The sequence below is a fragment of the Mangrovivirga halotolerans genome, from assembly GCF_026241165.1.
GTDB lineage: Bacteria > Bacteroidota > Bacteroidia > Cytophagales > Cyclobacteriaceae > Mangrovivirga > Mangrovivirga halotolerans.
This window is the reverse complement of the sequence record NZ_JAPFQN010000010.1, coordinates 59611-84825: the sequence shown is the minus strand read 5'-3', so window position 1 is coordinate 84825 and position 25215 is coordinate 59611. Positions and strand designations below refer to the sequence as shown.

Annotated in this window: 24 protein-coding genes; 22 read left to right on the top strand and 2 right to left on the bottom strand. The window is 35.8% G+C overall.

The annotated features are described in order from the left end of the window. Positions 1–53: 53 nt before the first annotated feature. Entirely contained in the window at positions 54–2351 is a 2298-nt protein-coding gene (katG, locus tag OO013_RS16515; RefSeq protein ID WP_266058075.1) for a catalase/peroxidase HPI, read from the bottom strand. A gap of 261 nt (positions 2352–2612) precedes the next feature. Between katG and OO013_RS16510 the strand changes: the two genes are divergently transcribed. From OO013_RS16510 to OO013_RS16485, 6 genes are all read left to right on the top strand, one after another. Further along, the gene (locus tag OO013_RS16510; RefSeq protein WP_266058074.1) at positions 2613–3110 is read left to right on the top strand and encodes a pyridoxamine 5'-phosphate oxidase family protein; all 498 of its coding nucleotides are present in this window, start codon (positions 2613–2615) and stop codon (positions 3108–3110) included. Positions 3111–3283: 173 nt separating this feature from the next. Then, positions 3284–4147 (top strand): TonB-dependent receptor plug domain-containing protein, encoded by an 864-nt coding sequence (locus OO013_RS16505; protein ID WP_266058073.1) that lies wholly within the window; start codon positions 3284–3286, stop codon positions 4145–4147. A 215-nt stretch (positions 4148–4362) separates the two neighbouring features. Beyond that, positions 4363–4908 carry a hypothetical protein gene (locus OO013_RS16500; protein WP_266058072.1) on the top strand — a complete coding sequence of 182 codons (546 nt, stop codon included), beginning with the start codon at positions 4363–4365 and terminating at the stop codon, positions 4906–4908. 24 nt (positions 4909–4932) lie between these two features. After that, on the top strand, positions 4933–5298 hold the full coding sequence (locus OO013_RS16495; protein ID WP_266058071.1) for a GerW family sporulation protein: 366 nt from the start codon (positions 4933–4935) through the stop codon (positions 5296–5298). Between the two features lie 433 nt (positions 5299–5731). Then, positions 5732–6817, top strand: coding sequence for a serine hydrolase (locus OO013_RS16490; RefSeq protein ID WP_266058070.1), 1086 nt, complete (start codon positions 5732–5734; stop codon positions 6815–6817). A gap of 56 nt (positions 6818–6873) precedes the next feature. Next, entirely contained in the window at positions 6874–7950 is a 1077-nt protein-coding gene (locus tag OO013_RS16485; RefSeq protein ID WP_266058069.1) for a hypothetical protein, read from the top strand. 67 nt (positions 7951–8017) lie between these two features. Here the strand turns inward: OO013_RS16485 and OO013_RS16480 are convergent, their stop codons facing one another. Then, positions 8018–8926 carry a winged helix-turn-helix domain-containing protein gene (locus OO013_RS16480; protein ID WP_266058067.1) on the bottom strand — a complete coding sequence of 303 codons (909 nt, stop codon included), beginning with the start codon at positions 8924–8926 and terminating at the stop codon, positions 8018–8020. Between the two features lie 121 nt (positions 8927–9047). Here OO013_RS16480 and OO013_RS16475 point away from each other — a divergent pair, with 121 nt between their 5' ends. The 16 genes from OO013_RS16475 to OO013_RS16400 all read left to right on the top strand — a co-directional run bounded on the left by OO013_RS16475 (position 9048) and on the right by OO013_RS16400 (position 24864). Next, complete coding sequence (locus OO013_RS16475) at positions 9048–10163, top strand: ligand-binding sensor domain-containing protein (protein ID WP_266058066.1); 1116 nt, start codon at positions 9048–9050, stop codon at positions 10161–10163. 195 nt (positions 10164–10358) lie between these two features. Next, on the top strand, positions 10359–11483 hold the full coding sequence (locus OO013_RS16470; protein WP_266058065.1) for a sensor histidine kinase: 1125 nt from the start codon (positions 10359–10361) through the stop codon (positions 11481–11483). Positions 11484–11699: 216 nt separating this feature from the next. Then, entirely contained in the window at positions 11700–13346 is a 1647-nt protein-coding gene (locus tag OO013_RS16465) for a serine hydrolase domain-containing protein (RefSeq protein WP_266058064.1), read from the top strand. Positions 13347–13399: 53 nt separating this feature from the next. Further along, on the top strand, positions 13400–13687 hold the full coding sequence (locus OO013_RS16460; protein WP_266058063.1) for a YdhR family protein: 288 nt from the start codon (positions 13400–13402) through the stop codon (positions 13685–13687). Between the two features lie 259 nt (positions 13688–13946). After that, positions 13947–15362 carry a pyridoxal phosphate-dependent decarboxylase family protein gene (locus tag OO013_RS16455; RefSeq protein WP_266058062.1) on the top strand — a complete coding sequence of 472 codons (1416 nt, stop codon included), beginning with the start codon at positions 13947–13949 and terminating at the stop codon, positions 15360–15362. 233 nt (positions 15363–15595) lie between these two features. Next, positions 15596–16777 (top strand): TMEM43 family protein, encoded by a 1182-nt coding sequence (locus OO013_RS16450; RefSeq protein WP_266058061.1) that lies wholly within the window; start codon positions 15596–15598, stop codon positions 16775–16777. Between the two features lie 205 nt (positions 16778–16982). Further along, positions 16983–17405 carry an acyl-CoA thioesterase gene (locus OO013_RS16445; protein WP_266058060.1) on the top strand — a complete coding sequence of 141 codons (423 nt, stop codon included), beginning with the start codon at positions 16983–16985 and terminating at the stop codon, positions 17403–17405. A 62-nt stretch (positions 17406–17467) separates the two neighbouring features. Beyond that, positions 17468–17839 carry a hypothetical protein gene (locus OO013_RS16440; RefSeq protein WP_266058059.1) on the top strand — a complete coding sequence of 124 codons (372 nt, stop codon included), beginning with the start codon at positions 17468–17470 and terminating at the stop codon, positions 17837–17839. 46 nt (positions 17840–17885) lie between these two features. Continuing rightward, a complete protein-coding gene (locus OO013_RS16435; RefSeq protein WP_266058058.1) occupies positions 17886–18227 on the top strand; it encodes an ASCH domain-containing protein in 342 nt (113 codons plus the stop codon). 304 nt (positions 18228–18531) lie between these two features. Next, a complete protein-coding gene (locus tag OO013_RS16430; RefSeq protein WP_266058057.1) occupies positions 18532–19284 on the top strand; it encodes an outer membrane lipoprotein-sorting protein in 753 nt (250 codons plus the stop codon). Position 19285: 1 nt separating this feature from the next. Continuing rightward, positions 19286–20500, top strand: coding sequence for an ABC transporter permease (locus tag OO013_RS16425; RefSeq protein WP_266058056.1), 1215 nt, complete (start codon positions 19286–19288; stop codon positions 20498–20500). A gap of 17 nt (positions 20501–20517) precedes the next feature. Beyond that, on the top strand, positions 20518–21735 hold the full coding sequence (locus OO013_RS16420) for an ABC transporter permease (protein ID WP_266058055.1): 1218 nt from the start codon (positions 20518–20520) through the stop codon (positions 21733–21735). A gap of 3 nt (positions 21736–21738) precedes the next feature. Continuing rightward, a complete protein-coding gene (locus tag OO013_RS16415) occupies positions 21739–22464 on the top strand; it encodes an ABC transporter ATP-binding protein (protein WP_266058054.1) in 726 nt (241 codons plus the stop codon). 2 nt (positions 22465–22466) lie between these two features. Further along, a complete protein-coding gene (locus OO013_RS16410) occupies positions 22467–23624 on the top strand; it encodes a hypothetical protein (protein WP_266058053.1) in 1158 nt (385 codons plus the stop codon). Positions 23625–23787: 163 nt separating this feature from the next. Then, the gene (locus OO013_RS16405; RefSeq protein ID WP_266058052.1) at positions 23788–24264 is read left to right on the top strand and encodes a hypothetical protein; all 477 of its coding nucleotides are present in this window, start codon (positions 23788–23790) and stop codon (positions 24262–24264) included. 99 nt (positions 24265–24363) lie between these two features. Beyond that, positions 24364–24864, top strand: a complete 501-nt coding sequence (locus OO013_RS16400; protein ID WP_266058051.1) for a hypothetical protein — start codon at positions 24364–24366, stop codon at positions 24862–24864. Positions 24865–25215 lie beyond the last annotated feature (351 nt).

Sequence of the window (25215 nt, the reverse complement as noted above, 5' to 3'; positions counted from 1 at the left end):
AATAAAAAAGCCCCGGTAATTCCGGGGCTTTTATCTATTTGGATCTAACTAAATTAAATAGCATTCTTATCATTCTTAGAATACTTAAGATCAAACCTGTCGAGCTTCATGACTTTATCCCATGCTTTTACAAAGTCTTTAACAAACTTTTCTTTAGCATCTTCACTAGCGTAAACCTCTGATATTGCTCTAAGTTCTGAATTTGAACCAAAAATGAGATCAGCACGTGTGGCAGTATATTTCAGATCACCGCTTTCTCTGTCATACCCATTAAATAGCTCTTTGCTGTCATCAGCCGGCTTCCATTCTGTGCTCATATCCATCAATGCAACAAAGAAATCATTGGTCAACTGATCGTTAGTATCAGTAAAAACCCCATTTTTCGAATCATCATAATTAGTATTTAAAGATCTCATACCACCCACCAGTACTGTCATCTCCGGAGCGGTTAGTGTTAGTAGCTGTGCTCTATCGACTAACAACTCCTCAGTAGAAAGCATATACTTTGTTTTAAGATAGTTTCTGAATCCGTCAGCCATTGGTTCCAGCAATGCGAATGACTCGACATCAGTTTGTTCCTGTGTAGCATCCATACGACCCGGCACAAAAGGAACTTCAACAGGATATCCGGCATTAGCTGCTGCTTTTTCTACCGCTGCTGCTCCTCCAAGTACAATAAGATCGGCCATTGAGATTTTCTTTGATCCATGGCTTTCGTTAAATTCTTTCTGAATTTTCTCGTAAACAGCCAATACTTTAGCCAATTGCTCAGGATTATTAACTTCCCAGTCCTTTTGAGGTGCAAGTCTGATACGAGCACCGTTAGCTCCTCCCCTTCTGTCAGAACCTCTGTAAGTAGAAGCAGATGCCCAGGCAGTTTCTACCATTTCGCTTATTGTAAGACCTGAACCTAATAATTCTGATTTCAAATATTTAATATCATTATCATCTACCAATTTATGATCTACTGCTGGAATTGGATCTTGCCAGATAAGATCTTCTTCCGGCACCTCAGGCCCTAAATAGGTTGTCTTAGGCCCCATATCCCTGTGTGTTAACTTAAACCATGCACGAGCAAATGCCTCGTTGAATAATAGAGGATTTTCATAAAACTTTTTTGATATCTTTCTGAACCCTGGATCCTCAATTAAAGCCAGGTCTGTTGTAAACATAATTGGCTTATGTGTTTTATTTTTATCAAATGCATCCGGAACTTTCATTTTTGTTTCTTTAGGTTCCCACTGATGTGCTCCGGCAGGGCTTTTTGTCAATACCCACTCGTGCTCAAAAAGGTTGAAGAAATACAGGTGACTCCATTTAGTCGGAGATGATGTCCATGCGCCTTCAAGTCCTGAAGTGATTGCATCGGCACCTTTACCTGATTTATATTCACTCTTCCATCCGAATCCCTGCTCCTCGATTGGTGCTGCTTCCGGCTCTGGACCTACGTTTGATGCGTCACCCGCTCCATGGGCTTTACCAAGTGTATGGCCACCAGCAATAAGAGCAACAGTTTCTTCGTCGTTCATCCCCATACGTCCAAATGACGTACGGATATCTTCAGCTGCTAATAACGGATCAGGATTACCGTTTGGTCCTTCAGGATTGACATAAATAAGTCCCATTTGGACTGCTGCAAGTGGCTTTTTAAGCTCCCCGTCTTCTGAGTAGCGCTCATCATTGCTCAGCCATTCTTTTTCAGAACCCCAGTAAATATCTTTATTCGGTTCCCACACATCTTCTCTTCCACCTCCAAAGCCGAAAGTTTCAAACCCCATATCTTCAAGGGCAACATTTCCCGTTAACACCATCAGGTCAGCCCATGAAATTTTCTTTCCATACTTTTGCTTTACAGGCCATAGAAGTCTTCTTGCTTTGTCAAGGTTAGCATTATCCGGCCAGCTGTTCTGCGGTGCAAATCTTTGCATACCTGATCTTGATCCACCACGACCGTCGGCAGTACGATAAGTTCCGGCACTATGCCATGCCATTCGAATGAACAATCCACCATAATGACCATAGTCTGCAGGCCACCAATCCTGAGAATCAGTTAATACTTTTCTTATATCACTCTTAAGTGAATCATAATTCAAGCTATTAAACGCTTCGATATAATTAAACTCCTCATTCATCGGATCAGATAATGATGAATGCTGGCGAAGGACTGCCAGGTTTAAACTGTTAGGCCACCATTCGGCATTACTGGTAGCAACTTTGTTCGACCGGCTCTTCATGGTAGCACCGGAACTTCCGTCAGCTGATGTAGTGTCCTCATTAGCACTGCTTTGCTGGCAGGCTGGTAAAAAAGTCACGAGAACAATCAGCAGTAAAAATGCTGTTATCTTTTTCATTTTGGCAATTAATTTATTGTGATTCAAGTGCAATTATACAGCTTTGATTGAGCAGAATCATAATAAATCCAATTGATAATATTTATCACATCATAGAGATAATCTATCAAAAATCAAGTTGCATGACTGGTATATTCTCTCAACCATCCCGTTAACAGGCCATTCCTCCTTATACCACAAATCGAAATTATATTAAACAGTTACCATTACAGGACGTTAGTAAATATATAAACTGATGTTTAATTAAAACCAGCCAAAATCATGTCTAGTCCAGAACATAAACAAAAGATTTGGAACCTTATTAAAGATATAAAAGTCGGAATGCTCGTAACTCAAGAGGATAATGGTAGCGAACGATTAAGAGCACGACCGATGTCTTTAGTACAGGATGCCTATGATGGCACTTTATATTTTTATACTCCGAAAAGTGATGCAAAAGTCTATGAAATAAAAAATGACCGTGATGTATGCATCACATTCTCTGATCCTGAAAATCAGGTTTATGTGTCACTGACCGGAAAAGCCAAATTAACACAGGATAAGGAGCTTATTGACAAATACTGGAATGCATGGGCCAGTGCCTGGTTCAAAGAAGGCAAAGACGATCCTGAAGTTGCAATGTTGGAAGTGAAAATTAACAAAGGAGAACATTGGGTGACTGATGAAAACAAAATTCTTCAACTTTATGAAGTAGCTAAAGCAAATATTAAAGAAGAATCCGTCCCAGATATGGGAGAAAATGAAAAATTTGGTAATTGATAAGTAAAACCCGGTTAAAGCCGGGTTATTTTTTTATAAAAGTTATACCATATAAAAGCCTTTCATCTTATTTTTGAGTCCAAATAATTTATCAACTATAGGAGAAGTTTATAATACCTGGTGAAATGCCGGGAACTCATATTCACTTCTACTTTTTAAACCAGACTGAAAAAATGAGAATCATCAACACTGTTTTTTTCCTATTACTATTTAGTAATTCATTATTCTGTCAGAAGCAGTTCAATATTCCTGACAATCCAAAAGTCCATAATTTTATCGAGCAGCTTCCTCGTTTACTTAAAACACATGGATTAGAGGATTTAAGACCATCAGAAGATTCATTAAACATCAGAATATGGCAATGGAATTCTGTTTTAACACTCAATGTCGAGGAGGAGACCACTGCTGAATATGAAGTCTTTACCACTGGAAGCGAACCTGAAATGAAAGACACGATTTTTAATTCCGCAACTTCAAGAAGACTATTAAATTCTGTTCTTCAAAATGAGGTGATGACTGTTAGAGATGATCCATACAAAGCAATCGACGGATCAATGGTCTACCTTGAAATTTCAACTCCGGAAAGCTATAAAATAGTTAGTATGTGGTCTCCGGCATCCAAAATCAATCAAAACAGAGAAAAAGTGGTCAAAATATTAAGGGATATCAACAATGAAATAGATACTGAAAAGATTATCAAAGATTTTAAAGTTTCCCTTGAACCGGGAACTTATAGTTGGGGGATGACTTCTTTTTCTATTGACAAATTCATGAGTGATAATCAGGAAAAAACTGACTTCTATAAAAAAGCTCAAACCAAAATTAGAAAAGAGTTAAACATAAATGATCAAACAGATCCGGCTGATTTCCCTTTGATAGTAATTAATGGTATCCCACGTCCTAGTGTAACTGACCTGAACCAATATACTGAAAGCGAAATAGAAAGTATAAAAATACTTAAAAAGGATGACGGAAGCACTTCATTATATGGTACTCGAGCAAAAAATGGAGTAGTATTGGTAACCACCGTAAATTAAATCAGGCTTCAACAAAGCCAAAGTATAAAGAATTACATCTGTTTAAAATGGCCCGATATTATTGATGATAGTTTCAATAATATCGGGCCTTTCTTATATAATAAAAATTTCCAAAAGGAACTAATCAATAAACTGATCTTCAACAAATTAAAAAGTCATTATTAAGGATGATCCTTATCATTAATTATAAGAATAAGGGTAAGTAAATTCAGTACATGATCTGGGTTATTTATACACTGTTAATTCTGATAGGAATATTGGTGATCATGATGAGTTGGATTTTAATAGCTCCAGTATTTATCATAATCAATACTAAGCAGGATCAGTATTCCTTTAACTTAAAAGGCTTGATCAATGCAGATCTGGAAATCAATGATTTGGACCCAATAATACACTTAAATACGCTGGTTGGAAAATTTGATATCCAACCTTCAAAAGTAAAGAAGAAAAAGACCAAAGATAAAAAGGATACAAGTAGAAAATTAAAAGTTCGGAAAGAGAAAAAAGGTAAATCTGCAGCAGCAATTAGGAAATTTGCATTTCAGGCACTTAAAACTTTTAAATTAAAGTATTTAAGAGTAAATGTCGATACGGATGATTACGTTAGAAATGCGCAGTTATACCCTTTAGTTAGATTACTAAACCGTTCTGAAAGGACATTTGAAATAAACTTTACAGGAAAGAATGAACTGGAACTAATTATAAATAACAGGCTAATAAAAATCATTCCTCCTGCTATTAAATTACTGATAAGCAAATGATTATAAAATAAAATCTATACAGCCATGGAAGTTAACTTTGATCAATTACTAAACAAAATCACCGACTTTATCAAAGATGAAGCAAATACTGAAACGATAATAGGTAAGCCTTTTGAATTGGGGGAATTCACCTGCGTTTCCGTTGTCAGAATTGGAATGGGTTTTGGTAGTGGAGGTGGATCCGGAGATTCAAATAAAGCAGGTAAAGGAGAAGGTGGCGGAGCCGGTGTTGGTTTAGGTATCGACCCAATAGGTTTCCTTGTTACTCGAGATAAAGAAATCTCATTTTTACCCGCTACGAAAGGTAGTAAAGGTATGTCTGCGGCATTTGAAAAAATCCCTGATATGGTTAATAAAATTTTAGATAAAAAAGAAAAAGCAAAAAACTAAATAAGAATCTACATATATATTTGAATCCTTTAAAATCGCTTTTTAAGCTTTAAAATCCCCCCGACCCCCTCATTCCTAATGAGGGGGTTTTAAACTTCCTGTCCTTGCCTCTTTATCGAATTACAAAAGAAATCTATAGCCCTTTTCTGTGTTTATTGAATACTCTAGTATCACTACTTATCTTGTCTATTTATTTGCATCCCATATCTTCCGATAACATAATCTTCAATCCGACTATCAAAATTAGGTTTCTCCCGGCATGAATATCTGATATCTTCAAAAAATCATGACAATTTTTGTCATCTTAAAAAGCAAGTATTGTACAATTGACATTATTTGAAAATAACATATTTACTGTCAACCAAAACAACCATCCTGTATCAGGAATTATATAAGTTTATTTTTCTCTTGATGCAGAATAAAAGGAAATCATATGATAAAAAAGACGTTTATTGTTTTAGGTATCGTAGCCGGAACTATCTTATTATTGGGAGCAATTGGAGTTTACTATTTTAAACCAAACGAAAATTTCGTTCTAAATTTCATCAAAGATAATCCTGAGAAATCAGCAATCAAATTATATCGGAATGACACATTGCTCGTAGATAAAAGTCCCGATAAAATGATGCCCTTAGCAAGTACAGTAAAGATCATAATTGCAATAGAATATGCTAAACAAGCTTCCAGTGGAATGATCAATCCGGACGAAAAAATTTCGATCAAAGAATTGGATAAATTCTACATTCCTAATACGGATGGCGGGGCTCATAAAAAGTGGTTGGATAAGGTAAGTGATAAAATTGAAAATGATGAAATCTCTATTCGAGAAATTGCAAAAGGAATGATTGCTTTCAGCTCCAATGCAAACACGGAATGGCTATCAGATAAGCTTGGTTTGGAAAATATTAATAATCGCTTAGATAGCCTGGGAATTAAAAAACATTCAGAAATCTACTATATCGTATCAGCACTTTTTGTAGGAAAAGAAAAATTCCCAGATTCTGATAACAAGGATCTAGAATCTAAACTTAAAGCATTACCAATTGATGAATACATCCAAACAACAAATGTTATTCATGAAAAATTGAAAAAGGACAGCACTTACAAGAAGGATAAAGGTGATTTAAGTATGAACATTCAACGAATCTGGTCTGACAATTTACCAGAATCAACAGTTGAAGAATATGTTGGGGTTATGAAGAAAATTAATTCCAGAACATATTTTAATCACCAAACACAGCAATACCTTGATGAAGTCATGGAGTTTTTACTTGACAACCCTGCAAATCGTCAATGGCTAGAGCATTCTGGGATGAAAGGGGGATCAACTGCCTTTGTTCTTACTAAAGCACTATATGCAACTGATAAAAAAGGGAACAAGACAGAAATGGCATATTTTTTAAATGATCTGGAATTCCTTGAAAACACAAGACTTCAAATGAGTATGAACCAATTTGAATTAAAAATTCTTACTGATAAAGAGTTCAGGTCTGAAGTGGAAAAAGAACTAAAGAAATAAAGATAGCAACAACCCCAAAATAGTTTATTCCATTAAAAAAAGTTACTTTTTAATTTATGTACAAATCCAAAATACTATTTATCTCTTTATTCATTCTTCTTTCTATTAATATTAATGGTCAGGAAATTGATTCAGCCAAAATAAAAGCTGTCGAGTTTTTTAAGGGCATTTTATATCAGACAAATTCTAACCTTTTCAAAAAGGAAAAACTATATTCAAAACTTGAAGAAGATTTTTCATTTCCCTGGGATAAACTAAACCTGCCAGATGAAAAATTAAATACTGCTCTGGACAGTATGATCGAAAATGCAACTCTCTCCTTTTCAGAAAATGATTTTATGGGTAATGGATTAGAATTTAATTCTTATTTCCCACAATTTATTGAGTCGGGAATGTTGGATTTGTACGACATGAAAATAATTGATTCAGAATTACGAGATAAAAACAATAATCAGATAAAAATTGATGAAAAAGGAAGCGTTAATTTTGGTAGTAAATTTAAAGCAGGCTATCGGGATGGATCGTCATATTCTTATAACTGGGTAACTGTTTCAGCGACCTTTCGATTTGAAGAAAAAGAGTTAGATTCTGCTCGTGGAAAAGTAACGTTTAAAGCTTTAGTAACATCAGGATATCAATACAAAAAAATCACACGATCAGATGTTGGAAAGACTCTTTCTATAGACAGCCTGTCATTTAAGGTAATTGATATGTTTGACAATAAGGTAGTATTGAATTTCAAGAATAAAGACAAAACCATTTTTAATAATTTAGAATTCATCAATATTGATGATAAGGGGAACAGAATAAAGCAAATACCTTATTTTGAATTTATCAAATTAAAAAAAGAAGATAAATCAATTAAATCCGGACCGACAGGTGAAGGGAAAATTACGACTTACGCCTTTAACTATAATTTATTCAAGGATAACCCTGATATGACACCAGATGAGTTTGATGCTAAGGTAAATGATAAAATTCTCAGAATATTTGCGGCTGAAAACCAGGAAAAACAAGGTAAAGAAGAGTTTGGTGAAAAGTACCTGGTGATATATGCAGCCGATAACATCCAGAACTTTTATTTATATTTTCCGGAACAGATCGAAAGAGAATTTTCAATGGAGGTTAAGTGATTTAATTATTAAAATTCAACTTTTTAAAATATATAAGGCCACTATATACTCAGTTAAAGATATGGCCTTATTTATTTTCCTTATTTAAGATCAGCCTGTACCCTACCCCTCGAACATTTACAATTTTCACGGAAGCATCTCCTTCCAGTTTTTTACGCAGCCTGGATATAAATACATCCAGAGTCCGCCCAATATAATCACCCTCATCACCCCATACTTCTTTCAAAATATGGTCTCTCTCAACCGTAGTATTTACAGATGTGTATAAAAGGAAAAGCAAATCAGACTCTTTACTAGTTAGTTCGATTGCTTCTTCATTGAAATAAAGCTTTGTATTTTGAGCGTCAAATTGGTATCCCCCTATCGAAATTTTTTCAGATTCTTCAGTCTTTCGTTTTGGTCCGCTAGTAAAATTAATGGTAGCACCAATGAACATTATCGCTAATACGGAAATGAAGATAATTTCTGTGAATTCAATTTTCCCCATTCCATAAGACATCGTTTTATTCAGGTTAGCATTAGCCAGATTTTGAGACTTTACATTTTTTATAGTAAAATATAAAACATAACATCCTGATGGTTGGACTCTCCCCCTGCAGGGAACAAGATTTGATTGCTCTGATTCGCTGATTTGAAAGCTATAGACTATATCACTTGTCTGACATTTTTCAATTTCTACAATGTAGTTTTCAGCAATACCGCTATTATTAACTACATGATCAACCACCTTTACAATCTCATCCGGATCAAATTTAAATTCTGAGGAAAACTGAATTTTATATCGTTCACCTTCTTTTTCGATCGGTAAAACCCGGGAAGTACTATCTCCTGTAGACAACAAAACCTGGTGACCGATCATCCGCAAAGACACTAAAATATGTGACTCTTTGATGTCCGATTGACCAATACTATCATCCCTGGTAAATAAGAACAAGCTAAATAAGAGTACAAATACTTTAATATCCCTGAGAGTCATTTTACAAATCTACCTGATCATGACACTATTTAAAACGTTTTACTATAGGATTTACATTAATTTACACTTCTTAACAATGTATCGAAGTGATACATTTTACTTTCGTAAGAAAATAATTACGATGAATAAACTTCTATTAGTCACAGTAAAAGTGTTTCTATTTCTTGTTACTGTTACCTGCAAAGGACCTGAAAAGAAAGAGATAGCAAAAAATGATCTTGTTAAAAATAGTAACAATCCTGATCAGGAATACTATTTACAATTCGTTGAGCAATATGGGAAAGAATTTGGTCTTCAAATTAATAAGACAGAATCCATTGCACAGTATGTTCGAAGAATCTTTAAGGATAACGAGGATAATTTTTGGTTTGGCACTAATTCACTTGGAGTAGTTCAATATGATGGAGATTCACTTAAATATTTTTCTACCAAGAAAGGCTTAAGTGGAAACCAGGTCACCGGAATAATCGAAGACCAGAAAGGCAACATCTGGATATCTACTAATGGAGGTGTTTCAAAATACGATGGCACCAGATTCATTAATTACACTATAAAGAATGGACAAAATACAGAAAGGATCTGGACAATCTTCCAAGATAGCCGAGGTATTATCTGGGTTGGCACAGCTAATGGAGTTTTTAACCATGATCCTGAAAAAGAGAATCAATTCTCAAGATTCACATTATCAAATGCGGGTATAAATAACCCTAAAATCAGAATATCAACAATAATCGAAGATAAAAACGGGAGCCTTTGGTTTGGCACTGATGGTGAAGGCGTGATAAAATATACACCATCTGATAAGATGGGGGACCAATTCAAAAAGTTTTCCGCGAAGGATGGTCTGTGCGATAATTATGTGATGAGTATTTTACAAGATAAAAAAGGGAGGATTTGGTTCGGCTCACGTTATGGAGGGATTAGTCAATTAACTGATAGTAAATTTATTAACTTCAGCCATACTAATGGTGATATAGGAGACGATGAGGTCTGTGTGGTTTTTGAAGACAAAACCGGCAATATCTGGTTTAGTTCTGAAGGATTTGGAGTTTACCGGTTTGATGGACAAACTCTAAAAAATTTCGGAGTATCTGAAGGTCTTAAAATTCGGGCAGTACAAACAATTTATGAAGATGAAAATGGATTATTATGGATAGGAGGCGGTGACGGTCTGTACTTTTTTGATGGAACTCATTTTGCCCGTGTCACCCGGGATGGACCATGGGAAAAATGTTAAATCAAACTCTATTCTCACCAAACAATCTAAACATTTACCCTGAAGCGTAACACCCAATGAATTTGATCCATTTTCACATTTTTAATTCCTGGTACAACCGTTGTATTAATTCAAAACTTTAATTATTTTAATCAAGATACTGCAAGTTGTACGCAGTATCTCTTTTTAATTAAGTATAATTCTATCTTCCGTATTATGAGACTGGCACAATTCATACAAGAAAATAAAGATTTGATCATAGAGGAATGGGTTAATTACGCCCAAAATTATATTGAACCCGCTTTGAGCATGGGGAGTAAAATGATCGAGGACCATATTAGTGAAATGCTTGATCAAATCCCGGAGGAAATGAAAAAATTCCAGACGAAAGAAGAAAGAGAGGAAAAATCAAAAAACTTAGAAAAAGTACTTGAACACGACAATAAACCTTCCAAACTCCATGGAGAACAGCGTGTAGACATTGGTTTTGACATTGTCCATGTAAGTTCGGAATTCCGTGCCTTAAGAGCTAGTGTATTGCGTCTTTACGATGAAAAAATAGGTATTGAAGGAGGTGAACAAAAATTTGAAGATATAATCCGTTTCAATGAAGCTATTGACAGGGCCTGGATGCATTCAGTAGCCCGGTATCATAATTTAATGGATCAAAGCAAAAATTGGTTCCTGGGAATTCTGGGGCACGATTTACGCAGTCCTTTAGCCAGTATATCATCCATCCAGGAACTCCTTGAAAAAACGGAAGACCTTTCACCAGACGGAAAAGAATTAATTCAACATTCCAAAACCAGTATTAAGAGAATGAACGACTTAATTCGAAATCTGCTCGAATTAACAAATCTTCGACTTGGAACAGGCATTACTATCAACAAAACATCATGTGATTTGACTTCACAATGCAAACATGTTATTGAAGAATTTAAAATCACTTACCCAAATGCAGATATACACCTTAATTCACCGGGACCTATAAACGGACAATGGGATCAACTTCGTATCGGCCAGGTTATATCTAATTTGACTACTAATGCACTGCGATATGGTAAGCCAGGAGGACCTGTGGATATAAATGTTTCAGCAGAAGATGAAAAAGCAATTATTTCAGTTCATAACGAAGGAGAACCCATACCTGAAAATAAAAAAGAAATCATTTTCAAAGGTATGTTTAAAGACACCGATAGCAATTCAGAAAGCAAACAAAGCAGTTTTGGATTTGGCTTATTTATCGTTAACAAAATAGCAGAAGCTCATGAAGGAAAGGTGGAGCTGGAAAGTGATAAAGAGCATGGGACTACATTTAATGTGATACTACCCAGGTATTAATTAAATTATTGCAGAACTAAAATCATTTACTATCTACCGTTTGCTATCTACCCATTTAAAGTATTACAAAAAGAGCGTTTCGCTTATATTTAATAAATACTTGTTAACATTCCATCGGAATATTTAGATAAACAATACTTTGGAACACCGGGCATTGTAAGCTAAAACCATTAAATTGATATAACCTTATTATTATTTACTTTCAAAACTCCGAAAATGAAAAACTCCATTCTTATCACGATAATTGTTTATGGAATAATCTGCTCACTAACCAGTTATGGTCAAATCACTACCAAAAAAGATCTTGAGGTTAAAATTGATGCAATGATACCCTCCCAGGTGAATGATTCTACTCCTGGTGTGGTAGTAGGAGTCGTTCAAAATGGTGAATTAACCTTGAGTAAAGGATATGGAATGGCGAATTTATCATATGGCATTTCCAACGATCCTGAAATGGTTTATAATATTGGCTCGGTGAGTAAACAATTTCTTGGTTATGCATTTGCCATGCTGCATGTTAATGGACAACTCAATATAAATGACCCTGTGAGTAAATACATGGATGACTGGCCAGAATTTGACCATCCTGTAACATTAAAACATCTACTCTCCCATACCAGTGGTTACCGCGAAGCGTATACTATGTCTTACCTGGCCGGTAGAGATATTGGCATCGATCGTCTTTCAAGGGAGGAATGCATTAACGTAGTAAGGAATCAGCCTGGTTTAGAATTTGCCCCAGGTTCCCGTTGGACATACAATAGTACAGCCTGGGTGATTTTAGCAGAGGTATTAAAAGAAGTGACCGGACAGGAAGCTGATACATGGGTTCAGGAAAACATTTTGACCCCACTTAACATGAATAACACTCAGATTGAAAGTTATGTTGGCGAGGTAATTTATAATGCTGCGGAATCCTATTCTATGGAAGAAGATAAAGGTTTTGTTAACGAAGAAAGCAACAGAGCTATTTTTGGTGCCGCCGATATTTATACCAGTATTACCGACCTGGTCAAATGGATAAATAATTATCGAACTGCAGAAATCGGAGGCAGCGAGGTACAAAAACTATTTCTCGATCCTTATATTCTAACTGATGGAACTGATTCTGAATATGCATTAGGAATAAGATCTGGAAATTACAGGGGCTTAAAAAGATACAGCCATACAGGAGGACATGAAGCATTTTCAACCCAATTGAGTTATTATCCTGATTATGATTTAGGAATAATCATCATATCAAACTTTGGAAGTAAAGGATGGTTTCCATCAACAGAAATCGCTGAACTTATACTTGGTGAGCACATGACCTCCTCTTCCGAAATTAAGAGCAAACCTGTTGCTGTAAATAAAAATATACTGGAACAATATTCCGGATTATACCTCTCCCCTGTTACAAATAGCACGATAGAATTTACGATCTCTGATGATTCCCTGTCAATTAACGGGCAAAGAAAGCTAATACCTTCATCAGAAAATACCTTTGTAATGGACGGCTGGAATGGTCATATACAATTTAACGAACTGGAAACCGGTGAAATTCAACTTACTATCATTAATGGTTCCGAAAGAACATTGAATAAAGTTGAAAAATGGGCTCCACAACAAGGAGAATTACAAGAATTTGAAGCCAATTACTGGAGTGATGAATTGGAAACAATATATCATATCGAAAATAACGATAATAATCTGAGCATTAAACATCGGTGGCTTGGAGAAATAGAATTAGAGCCAGTTACAAGAGATATATTTAAATCCGACAGAGGATTGAGCCTGAAATTCGCAAGAAGTGAAGATGGAGAAATAAAAGGCTTGAGTATTTATAGCGGCCGTACAATGAATGTCTATTTTCAGAGACAATAAAAAGAACTTATCCTCAAATTAGCTGACTTTATATACCAATAATTTTAATTATTATGATCTTACAATTCATCAGATTGAAAACAAATCTTCAGGAAGAAGAACTGTTAAGGAAAGCAAAAGAAAGACAACCGCAGTTCAAAGCAATAGATGGTCTTTTGCAAAAATATTATGTCAAAACCAATCAGGAAGGAGAATATGGAGGTATTTATATTTGGGATTCTCCTGAATCTCTACAGTCTTTTCGAAATTCTGATCTGGCAAAAAGTATCCCTGAAGTATATGAGATCACAGAACCACCCAACATCGAACTGATGAATATATTATTTCAATTAAGAGATTAAATGTCGATGCTAATCAACTAAGATCATCCTAGAACATTTCTTTAGCACAAACCTTCCTACAAGGTTCAGAAATATATTATGCCCTATCAATCTGAAAAACACTTATAGTAGAGACCTCTATTTCTCATCTTAAAATCTGTGACCGACTAAAAAAATCTTTCACCGTTGCCGATTAACTATTTGACCTTAATAATGGATAAATTAAATTGACCACCTAAATATGTCACAACTCCCATTTTGGGGATTATCATAAATTCAAATGAAGAATCTGCAAAAACAAATGCTATCTGAGTTTCAGGATGAATCATTATTTAAAAAAGCTGAATCTTTTGGTTTAGAATTCCTGTCACAAGCTTTAGATAGAAATGTATACCCAACTGAAGAAGCTCTCGAAAATTTATCTGTATTTGACGAAGAACTCCCTGAAAATTCGGGAAATGCACACGATGTAATTGATCTTCTCCATAAACATGGCTCGCCTGCTGCTGTTACACAGGTCGGTGGCCGTTACTTCGGTTTTGTTAATGGAAGTGTAGTTCCTGCCGGACTCGCAGCTAAAAATCTGTCGATATTCTGGGATCAGAATACAGCAATGCAGGTTCTGTCTCCTATCGCTTCAAAACTCGAAACTGTCGTTCAAAATTGGCTGATCCAACTATTCGGACTTCCGGAAAGAACTGTTGCAGGTTTCGTAAGTGGGACATCGATGGCAAACTTTTGTGGTCTTGCAGCTGCGAGGTATCGCGTGCTTCAGAATAGTGGCTGGGATTTCAATGAAAATGGGCTGTTTGGTGCTCCTAAAATAAGGGTTGTAACAGGTAGAGATGCTCATTCAACTGTATTAAAAGCCATAGCTTTAAATGGGCTGGGAAAAGGCAACATCGAATGGGTAGATGTTGATAATGAGGGCAGGATAATCCCTGAGCAAATCCCCGAGCTTGATAACCACACCATCCTGATACTACAGGCCGGAAATGTAAACAGCGGTTCTTTTGATGATTTCAACTCGATTTGTAAAAAAGCCAGAGAACAAGGTGCCTGGATCCATATCGATGGTGCTTTTGGGCTTTGGGCTGGTGCCACAACGCAACTCAAACATCTGACCAAAGGATTTGAGCATGCCAATTCATGGGCAGTAGATGGTCATAAAACTTTAAATACACCCTATGATTCAGGAATAATTATGTGTGATGACCAGGAAGCGTTGATGTCTTCTTTGCATATGTCAGGAGGGTATATTATTCAGGGAAAGGATCGTGATGGAATGTATTTCACCCCTGAAATGTCCAGAAGAGCACGAATCATTGAACTTTGGGCTACCTTAAAATACCTCGGTAGAAAAGGTATCGATGAAATGGTCACCAATATGCATAAACGATCCATTCAATTTGCTAATGAGATTGCCAAAGAAGATGGATTTTCAGTACTCAATGAAGTAGTATTTAATCAGGTGATTGTGCAGTGTGAAACCGATGACGTAACTGATAAAGTAATAGAGGAAGTACAAAACCTGAGGGAATGCTGGGTGGGTGGTTCTGTATGGAAAGGCAGACGTATTATCAGGGTAAGTATCTGTTCTTGGGTTACCAGTGAAGAAGATATTTCCCGTTCTGTCAAGTCACTTATAAAGGCAAAAAAAATAGTTGACGACCAAATGAGTATGTTAAGATCTTGAGATAGACATAGTATTAGTGAATATTTGATTTTGGTTAAAAATAAATTATTTTCGGATCTGTTTATCAACATGCTGCTGAAATGTATCATATAAATTTAGAGAAATAGGGTTACGCTTTTCCCTTAGCTGGTATTAACAATACCTATAAGTCCCGACCAAATTGAAATACCTCTTCTATTGATTTTTGGAAATGACTTTTAATTAAGTAATAATTAATTTTTTAATATATAAATATGGAAAATCAAGATTCATTCAGGGAGGTATCAACGGAAAGCTGGGGCTCAAGAATTATGGGGTCGATAAAAAAAGTTCTCTTCGGTGTTTTACTTTTTTTAGCTTCATTTATTGTGTTGTGGTTAAATGAAGGCCGTGCTGTCAGAACAGCAGAAGGACTAACCGAAGGAGCAAGTCAGGTAGTCTCAATTAATTCAAATGACTTATCGGATAACAACGCGGGAAAACTTGTGCACTTAACTGGAAAAGTTGTCACCAATGATACTCTTAAAGATAACGAGTTTAACGTTCAGTCTAATGCGTTAAAGTTAAGACGAAGAGTATCGATGTATCAGTGGGTAGAAAAAACGAAAACCAAGAAGGAAAAGGAAATTGGAGGAAGTGAAAAAACAACCAAAGAATATACCTATTCTAAAGACTGGAAAGAATCAATTGAAAATTCCAATAACTTTAAGGTAACAGAAGGTCATACAAATCCTCAAAGTTTTCCTTACGCAGGTTATACACATTCCGTTCCTGACGCAACTATGGGTTCATTTGACGTATCAGGATCATTATTATCAAAGATGAATAATTACCAGCCCTACCCGATCAATTCTTTAGATACAACACAACATAAAAATGCCAGGCTAATAAATGAAGGTTCAGATGGAGTGTTAGCTCAAAAAATATACATTGGCCAGGGAACTCCTTCTTCACCACAAATTGGAGATATTAAGATTTCATTTGAAACAGTTCAATCAGGTGAAGAATACAGTATAGTATCAAAACAAATTGGTAATACATTTGAACCTTTCCAATCCAGTAATGGCACAAACATTCAATTAGTATCTGCCGGAGTTCATTCAGCTGACCAAATGTTTGCCTCAGCTCAAAAAAAGAATACTATAATAACGTGGTTACTTAGATTACTCGGATTTTTCCTGATGTTTGTTGGCATTTCATTAGTGTTTAAACCATTAGTGGTTCTAGCAGATGTCTTACCCATATTGGGCAATATTGTAGATTTTGGGTTATCTCTGTTTGCCGGGTTAACTGCACTTTCACTATCAATTATTACCATCGCTATTGCATGGATTTTTTATCGTCCGATACTTGGGGTATCTCTGTTAGTAGTTGGTGTTGGCATTACGGCATTTTTAATGTTTAGAAAATCAAAGGTCAGAACAGCAACAGCATAGCAAAATATTTATTTTATAATCATATAAATCAGGAGTCCGATAATGAAATATCGGACTCCTTGTATTTAAATTGAAATGCAATTAATAAGTAAGCGAATTTCCAAATTCAATAAATCATTTTTTAAATCATTTTTATAGTGTGAGAGAAATACAATTTGTTTGATTTAAAAAAAGCTATTTTTATAATTTCATTTATTGAACTACCATGAAAGATTTACAATTAGAAGATTTCCCCATTAAAAGCTATGATAAACTCCGATATGCTGATACCGACCGGCTGGGACATGTCAATAATGCAGTGTTTTCTACATTTTTAGAAACCGGTAGAGTTGAGTTTTTCTTTAACAGTTCCAACCCGATTGTTAGTAAAGAAACCAGCTTTGTTATTGCCTCTCTAAAACTTGATTTTGTCAAGGAAGTTCATTGGCCCGGTCAAGTAGAAATAGGTACTGGTGTGATTAAAATTGGAAATAGTTCGATTGTGTTATTCCAGATGATCTTTCAAGAAAATATTTGTGTTGCAAAGGCTGAGACTGTCATTGTTCAAACCCATAAAGAAAAAAAAGGCAGTCACCCACTAAGTGATCAGGCTAAGGAAGTGATAAGCCAAATGTTATTAAAAAATTAAAATAAGAATGGAATAAAATTTGTGGTTTAAATAGTCGTATATACTATCAATATTCACCACTTATGAGATTTAAGTTTTTTATATTAATAGGATTATTCATTACCCTTTATGGATGTAATGATGATGAAACTCAACTCAAAATTGAAGGAGAATATACGGGAACATTTGAAAGAAATGGTAATACATCAGGCGTGGAACTGAGCCTTCAGAATGGAACCTTTTCCGGACAAAGTGAAACGGTAAAATTCCCTGCCATATGTAGTGGTACTTATATGGTTACAAATAGCGCCATTACCTTTACTAACGAATGCCCCTGGACTGCTGAATTTGACTGGTCGCTAATCTTAAATGGTGAGTGGGACTATGAATATGATAATGGCACCCTGATCATGACTAATTCTACAGGAGATAAATATATATTGGAGAAACAATAAAGCATCATTCCCAAGATAACACAGGCTGTTTTATATATGTTCAAAAATGAGTAAAAACAAGGTCCGGAAATATATTGCTGAGTCTATTAATTTAAAGGACATTTATTATGATTTGGTCAGGTCAAAAACCAAGACAACTACGATCCGATATGGACATATGCTTTTCAAGGATTTGGAAACCTCTTTAACCTTTAGCTCTAAGCCACCAATTAACATCATCATTAAAAAACTAGATTACAGTAAAACCTTTAGCGACCTTGAAAAAGCCGATGCTATAAGTGATGGCTATGATTCTGTGGAAACACTGAAAAATGACCTGAAAAAGTATTATCCTGATATCAAGAAAAATTCACCGTTGACTATTATTTCTTTTGATATTATCGACTAAATGGGTCAAAATAAAGAGGAAATATATTCTATATATCGTTACAAACGCTGGTCTCAATACATCCTCGTTACGCTTCGCTAACAAGGACGATAAAACAACTTTTATTATTGGTGTCAACGGAGAAAACAATCGTCCTCATTTGAAATGAGGATGATCGAGAATGGCAATTGTATTGCCGAAAATCTACATAAATAACATTTACCAGCAACAACCATTGATCAAAATCACCTCCTCAAGTGAAGATGGTCATTACATTTTATTAAACAAATGATTTTATTGGAATCAATAAAAACAGGACCGGATCATGAAATGGCTTCAACTACTCATCCTAGCAATATTGATTTTCCTATTTCCTATTCTCATAAAAGGCCAGGATGCAAAAGAAATTGTAAAAAAAGCTGATATGAAAAGACGAGGTGATACCGGAAAAGCCACCATGACCATCACCATTAAACGTCCTACGTGGAAACGGGAGATGGAACTGAAAAGCTGGTCACATGGCACGGACTACTCCCTCATTTTAGTTACAGCACCGGCACGTGATAAAGGAACTGTTTTCTTAAAAAGAGACAAAGAAATCTGGAACTGGATACCCTCTATCGAAAGAAATATCAAACTCCCTCCTTCGATGATGATGCAATCATGGATGGGCTCCGACTTTACTAATGACGACCTGATTAAAGAATCCTCCATCGTTGAAGATTATGAACATTCACTTGTAGGAGATTCCGTGATCTTAGGTAGGCAGGTGTATAAAATTGAGCTTATCCCAAAACCTAATGCCCCGGTAGTTTGGGGCAAGATCTATAGCTGGATTGACAAAGAAGATTTTATGGAGCTTAAAACAGAACTCTATGATGAAGATGGATATCTGGTAAACAAGATCATATATTCTGATATCAGGGAGTTGGGAGGAAGACTCCTTCCTGCTAAAATGGAATACATCCCGGTAGATAAAGATGGTTATAAAACGATCATTGAATATGAATCGGTAGCCTATGATATTCCCATCACCACAGACTTCTTTTCTTTACAAAATATGAAACGTGTAAAATAAGATGTTGCTGAAACTGGCCTGGCGGAATATCTGGAAAAACCGTAAGCGAACACTGATTACGGCTGCCAGTATCGTATTTGCAGTTTTACTGGCCACTGTAATGAGTTCCGTTACCGAAGGTGTGCTATACAAGCTGCAAGATAATGTGGTCTCCTTTTATTCCGGAGCCATACAAGTGCATAAAAATGGCTATTGGGATGATCAGTCCCTTGATAATTCAATGCTGATCAATGATACCCTGATTAATCAGCTTAATGATCATGAAAGCATCCATGGTGTGATTAAAAGACTGGAGTCTTTTGCTCTCTCTGCATCAGAGGAACATACCCGGGGTTGTATGGTTGTCGGTATCGAACCGGAAGCTGAGCCAATTGTCACTAAACTGGATAATAAAGTATCAGAAGGTGAATATTTAACCGCAGACGACAAACAGGTACTGGTTGCTGAAGGATTAGCTGAATATCTGGGTCTTGGCGTCGGGGATACCCTTGTAATCATCGGCCAGGGATATCATGGAATTAATGCCGCAGACAAATACCCGATAAAAGGCTTGCTTCACTTTGCCAGTCCGGACCTGAATAAAAGAATGGTATACCTGCCGATTAAGCTGGCTCAACAACTTTATGGTGCTCCGGACCGAGTCACTGCTTTGGTATTAGCCATTGATGATGTAAACGAAGCCGATAAACTGGAAACAGAACTCAGTAAAATTATTTCGGACAAATATGAGATAATGGGCTGGAAAGAACTGATGCCCGAGCTTAACCAAATGTTGCAAAATGAACGTGGAGAAAATGTAGTCTTCCTTATGGTACTTTATATTCTGATTGCTTTCGGAATATTCGGAACGGTACTTATGATGACACTGGAACGACAATATGAATTTGGAGTCCTTGTAGCAATCGGCATGCGTCGATTTAAGCTTTCCATTCAGATTATATTAGAAAACATATTCATTTCCTTGTTAGGTGCAGCAATCGGAACCCTGATTAGTATACCTGTGGTTGTATATTTTCATTTATACCCTATTGAAGTCGGTGGAAGTTTGCAAAAGATCTATGAAGAATGGGGATTTGAACCTATTTATTATTTTTCAGTCGAACCATTCATATTTTACAAGCAGACCTTAATCGTGCTCATTATTGCATTGGTGATATCCGTGTATCCATTATTAAAGATATTAGAATTAGATCCTGTGACTGCAATGCGGACATAACTTAAATAAACAATACGATGCTTTTTGCAATAGCGTGGAAAAATATTTGGAGAAATAAGGTGCGAAGCCTTGTAGTCATCATCGCCGTGATGTTGGGGATGTGGGCAGGAGCTTTTATCCTGGCCTATATCTATGGTATGATCGACCAGAGATTGCAAGACGCTATTGGAAGTGAAGTATCTCACCTTCAAATTCATCATCCTGAATATGAAAAGGATAATGACCCGAAATACTTTATAACCAATAGTGGAGAAATTATACATGATATAAATAACGATCCAGCTGTTAAAGATATAAGTGGCAGGGTACTGGCTTTTGGAATGGTTGCTTCACCAGGAAAAAGTTTCGGAGGAAAATTCATTGGCATTGATCCGGCATCAGAAGATAGCGTAACGCAACTGAGCCATAATGTTACCGAAGGTGAATATCTTTCTCCTGAGGATAAAAACAAAGTAATTATTGGTAAGAAACTGGCAGAAAAACTTAAGGTAAAACTCCGTTCTAAGATCGTACTCACATTTCAGGATATTGATGGAAACATTGTCGCAGGAGCATTTAGAATTATTGGCATTTTTCAGAGTTATAATTCAACGCTGGAAGAGAGTAATTTATACGTTAATCAAAAAGATCTTTCTCAATTACAGAATACAAACGACAATGTTCATGAAATCGCTATCCTGTTAAAAGATGCTGATAATGTACCTCTATTCCAGGAAAAACTCACTTCGAAGTATCCGGATCTCCTGACCCAAGGCTGGAAAGAACTGGCCCCGGAACTTGGTTTTATGATCGACTCACTCGATCAGTATATGATCATTTTCTTTGTAATCATATTGCTTGCTCTCTCCTTTGGCATTGTAAACACCATGCTCATGGCGGTATTAGAGCGAGTAAGGGAAATAGGCATGCTCATGGCTATCGGAATGAACAAATGGAAACTCTTTGGGATGATTTCCCTGGAAACCATCTTTATGGTGATGATCGCAGCCCCATTGGGTTTACTTTTTGCTTTTATAACAATAGAATACCTGGGTACCAACGGGCTTGACATGAGTGGTATCTATAAAGAAGGGTATTCTGCCTTTGGGTTTAAATCTGTTATATATCCGCAACTTGAAACAAGGTACTATTTTAACATAATGATTCTGGTTGCAGCCACAGCTGTTCTGGCTTCGATTTATCCTGCTATCACAGCTTTAAGACTTGATCCTGTAAAAGCCATTAGAAAAATATAAGTCATGAAAGATGATAACCATAAAAATTGTGTAATCCACACCGAGGAACTTTCCAAAATATACGATGAAGGGGCCGTACCGGTAAAAGCAGTAAACAACGTACATCTGCACATTGAGAAGGGGGAATTTACTGCATTGGTTGGTCCGTCAGGATCAGGTAAAACTACCTTACTCAATCTTTTAGGTGGTCTTGACACGCCGACATCAGGTAAAGTGTGGATTCATGGTAAAGACTTATCGACCTTAAGTAAAAATAAGCTGATCGACTTTCGACTACACAATATCGGCTTTGTATTTCAGGCTTATAATCTAATCCCTGTACTTACTGCCAGAGAAAACATCGAGTTTGTAATGCTCTTACAAAAAGAAAGTAAAAAAGAACGCAAGGATCGAATCGAACAACTATTGAAGGAAACCGGTCTTGAAGATCAGGGTGACAAAAAGCCTTCTGAATTATCCGGGGGGCAACAACAACGAGTCGCTGTAGCACGGGCTTTAGCGTCCAAACCACAATTCGTATTGGCTGATGAACCAACAGCAAATCTGGATTCAAAAACAGCCGGAAACCTTCTCGACATGATGGCTAAGCTTAACAAAGATGAGGGTATGACTTTTATATTTTCAACCCACGACCAACGAGTTATAGACCGTGCCAGGAGAGTTATCACTCTTGTCGATGGTGCTATTTCTAATGATGAAGTCCGCGATACCAATAAAGTAACTACTTAACCATGCGTTTGTTTTGGTTTACTATATTATGGGCATTATCTATACTTTCAATTGAGGCACAAGAAGACAAACCTAAAAACTGGACCCTGTCAGGTTATATAAAAGACCTGGTAACTGTCAACTTCGCTGATGATTCCACATTGATTGATAACCTCATCCACAACAGACTCAATTTTGACTGGTATCCCAATGAGCAATGGCATTTCCAATTGGAAGTACGTAACAGACTCTTTTATGGTGACCTGGTTAAAGCAATACCCAACTATGGAGAATTTGTGGATCGAAACAACGATTATTTCGATCTGTCTTTTTACGGACCAAAAAATAAGTCATGGTTGTTTCACACAATGATCGACCGGGCTTATGTAGAATGGTATAACGAAAAGTGGGAAGTACGGGCAGGAAGGCAGCGCATAAACTGGGGGGTAAACCTGGTATGGAATCCTAACGATATATTTAATTCCTATTCCTTTTTTGATTTTGATTATGAAGAGCGCCCGGGTAGTGATGCACTTCGAATCAGGAAATACCTTGGATTTGCTTCAAGTATCGAATTCGCTGTTACTGCGAATAATGACTTTGATGAAATGGTCATAGCTGGCATGTATAAATTCAATAAAAAGGGGTATGACTTCCAGGTTTTTACAGGGAAAGCCAGACAAGACCTGACTGCAGGAGTTGGGTGGGCAGGTAATTTAGGTGATGCCGGCTTTAAAGGGGAAGTCAGCTATTTTAAACCTTATACTGATAAAGATGAGTTTTCTAACGCCTTACTGGCTTCTATATCTGTTGATTACAGTTTTGAAAGCTCTTTATATCTTCATGGATCCTACCTTTATAACTCGGATGGTAGTGATACCCTGGTTACTGCAATTCCAATATTTGATATAACTCAGCGACTTACTGCCAGAAATTTATCTCCGCTCACCCATTCTATACTCGTTCAGACATCCTATAATTTTCATCCGCTGGTTACCGGGGGATTAGCCACGATATACTACCCTTCTACCCAGGCGATATTTATCAATCCGACAGCTACTTATTCGATTAAGCCAAATCTGGATCTTGATGTCATCGGGCAGTTTTTCTTTGATGATTACACTGGTAAATTTAAAGCTCAAGCGAAATTATTGTATGCCAGACTTAAGTGGAGCTTTTAGTTGGTTACAAAAGTTCAATTCTTAGTATATAATATAAATTGCGGTTAAATTCATAACATTTTAGCTATAAAGGAATATTATTAATTACTGAATTTCACGAGATCCGGATAGAATTTTTAATGACCTAGCAATTCTTATCCCTCCTCTTAAATAAAACTATATAATGAAAAAAGTTCTTTTTCAGGAAATAAAGAGACCTTATACGGATATTTTAATACTTATAGTATTTTTAATATTGTGTAACACCTTTTTTTTATACCAATATTTTACTTCCATCATTATTCTTATACCGCTAGATATCGGATTACTATTTATCCTGGTAACTATGCGTTTAAAAATTATTATTTTTGAGAATTCAATTAAATACAAATTCACACCTTATCATTTTTATTGGAGAGAATTAAAACTTGAAGGATGTTATGATTATGAAATTAAAGAATATAATGCAATTCAGGATTATAAGGGGGTAGGAAGAAGATTTTTAACTTACAAGAATGAAAAAGCTTATTTAACTGATTACAATGGCTTCGCGCTCCAATTAAAAGATAAATATGGATTTACTTTTACTTTTGGAATTCGCAATCACCACCAACTACAACAAATTCTACCGAAACTAAAAAATTCACCCAATCCCATTTAAGCATCAAGCACCAATATCTACCTGCTGTAAACTATTGCTATTTTAAGGCTAGAACAATATAAATTTGAGCTAAAATGGTAGACTAACAACTTTTTACCAATGATTTTTAAAACTCTAAAGAGAATCAATATATTTTTTGGAATATTAGCAATTATTATAATTGTGGATTTCTATATACTACCGGGCCCCGAAAAGACTGAGAAACTCAATTATACTAAAAGAGAAGCTTATTCACATTACGGTAGATTTACCGGAAGAGGAAAAACAAAAACAAATTATCGCTATTTAAAAACTGAGAATTACAATTATATGATTCAGGCCTTTCAAAAATTTAAATATTGGGAGGCTGATTCAATAAGACTATCAATAACGCCTGTCTTAAGACAAGTCAAAACGGGTTATATTAAACTTGATAGTAAGGAATATGAATTGCCTGCCCGATGGAAAATTTTAAACATTCTGGCTTATATACCGGTGATTTTTTACGCCTGTGCAATTACAGGATTGTTTTTTATTAATAACAGAGAACAAACTGTAAGTTTCTTTATAGTAAACACCCTATTGTTTATATATACTCTGTTTGTTTTAGGGTACTTTTAACTCCAGCCTGTTTTGTAACAAAATAATAATCAGTTAAAATATCTTGTCTAATTCAATTACCATACAAAATTTGACATCATCCGGTGAAAAGAACTAACTATACCTTGGTTTTAAGCTACATGTTCAATTAATCCAATTCTTGATTTCATGGGTAATTTTAAAGATCGGGTGTTGTTATTGTATGCCAGGCTGAAGTGAAATTCTCAATCAATTCCATATCCTTAGTTTCAAGTTGCATTAAATTGTACTATAAATCTTTTAATTAAAACACACAACACATAGCATTAAATCAAGATTTGATTTTAAATTAAAAAGAATTATTTTCGCATTTTATCTGGGAACAAATAATAA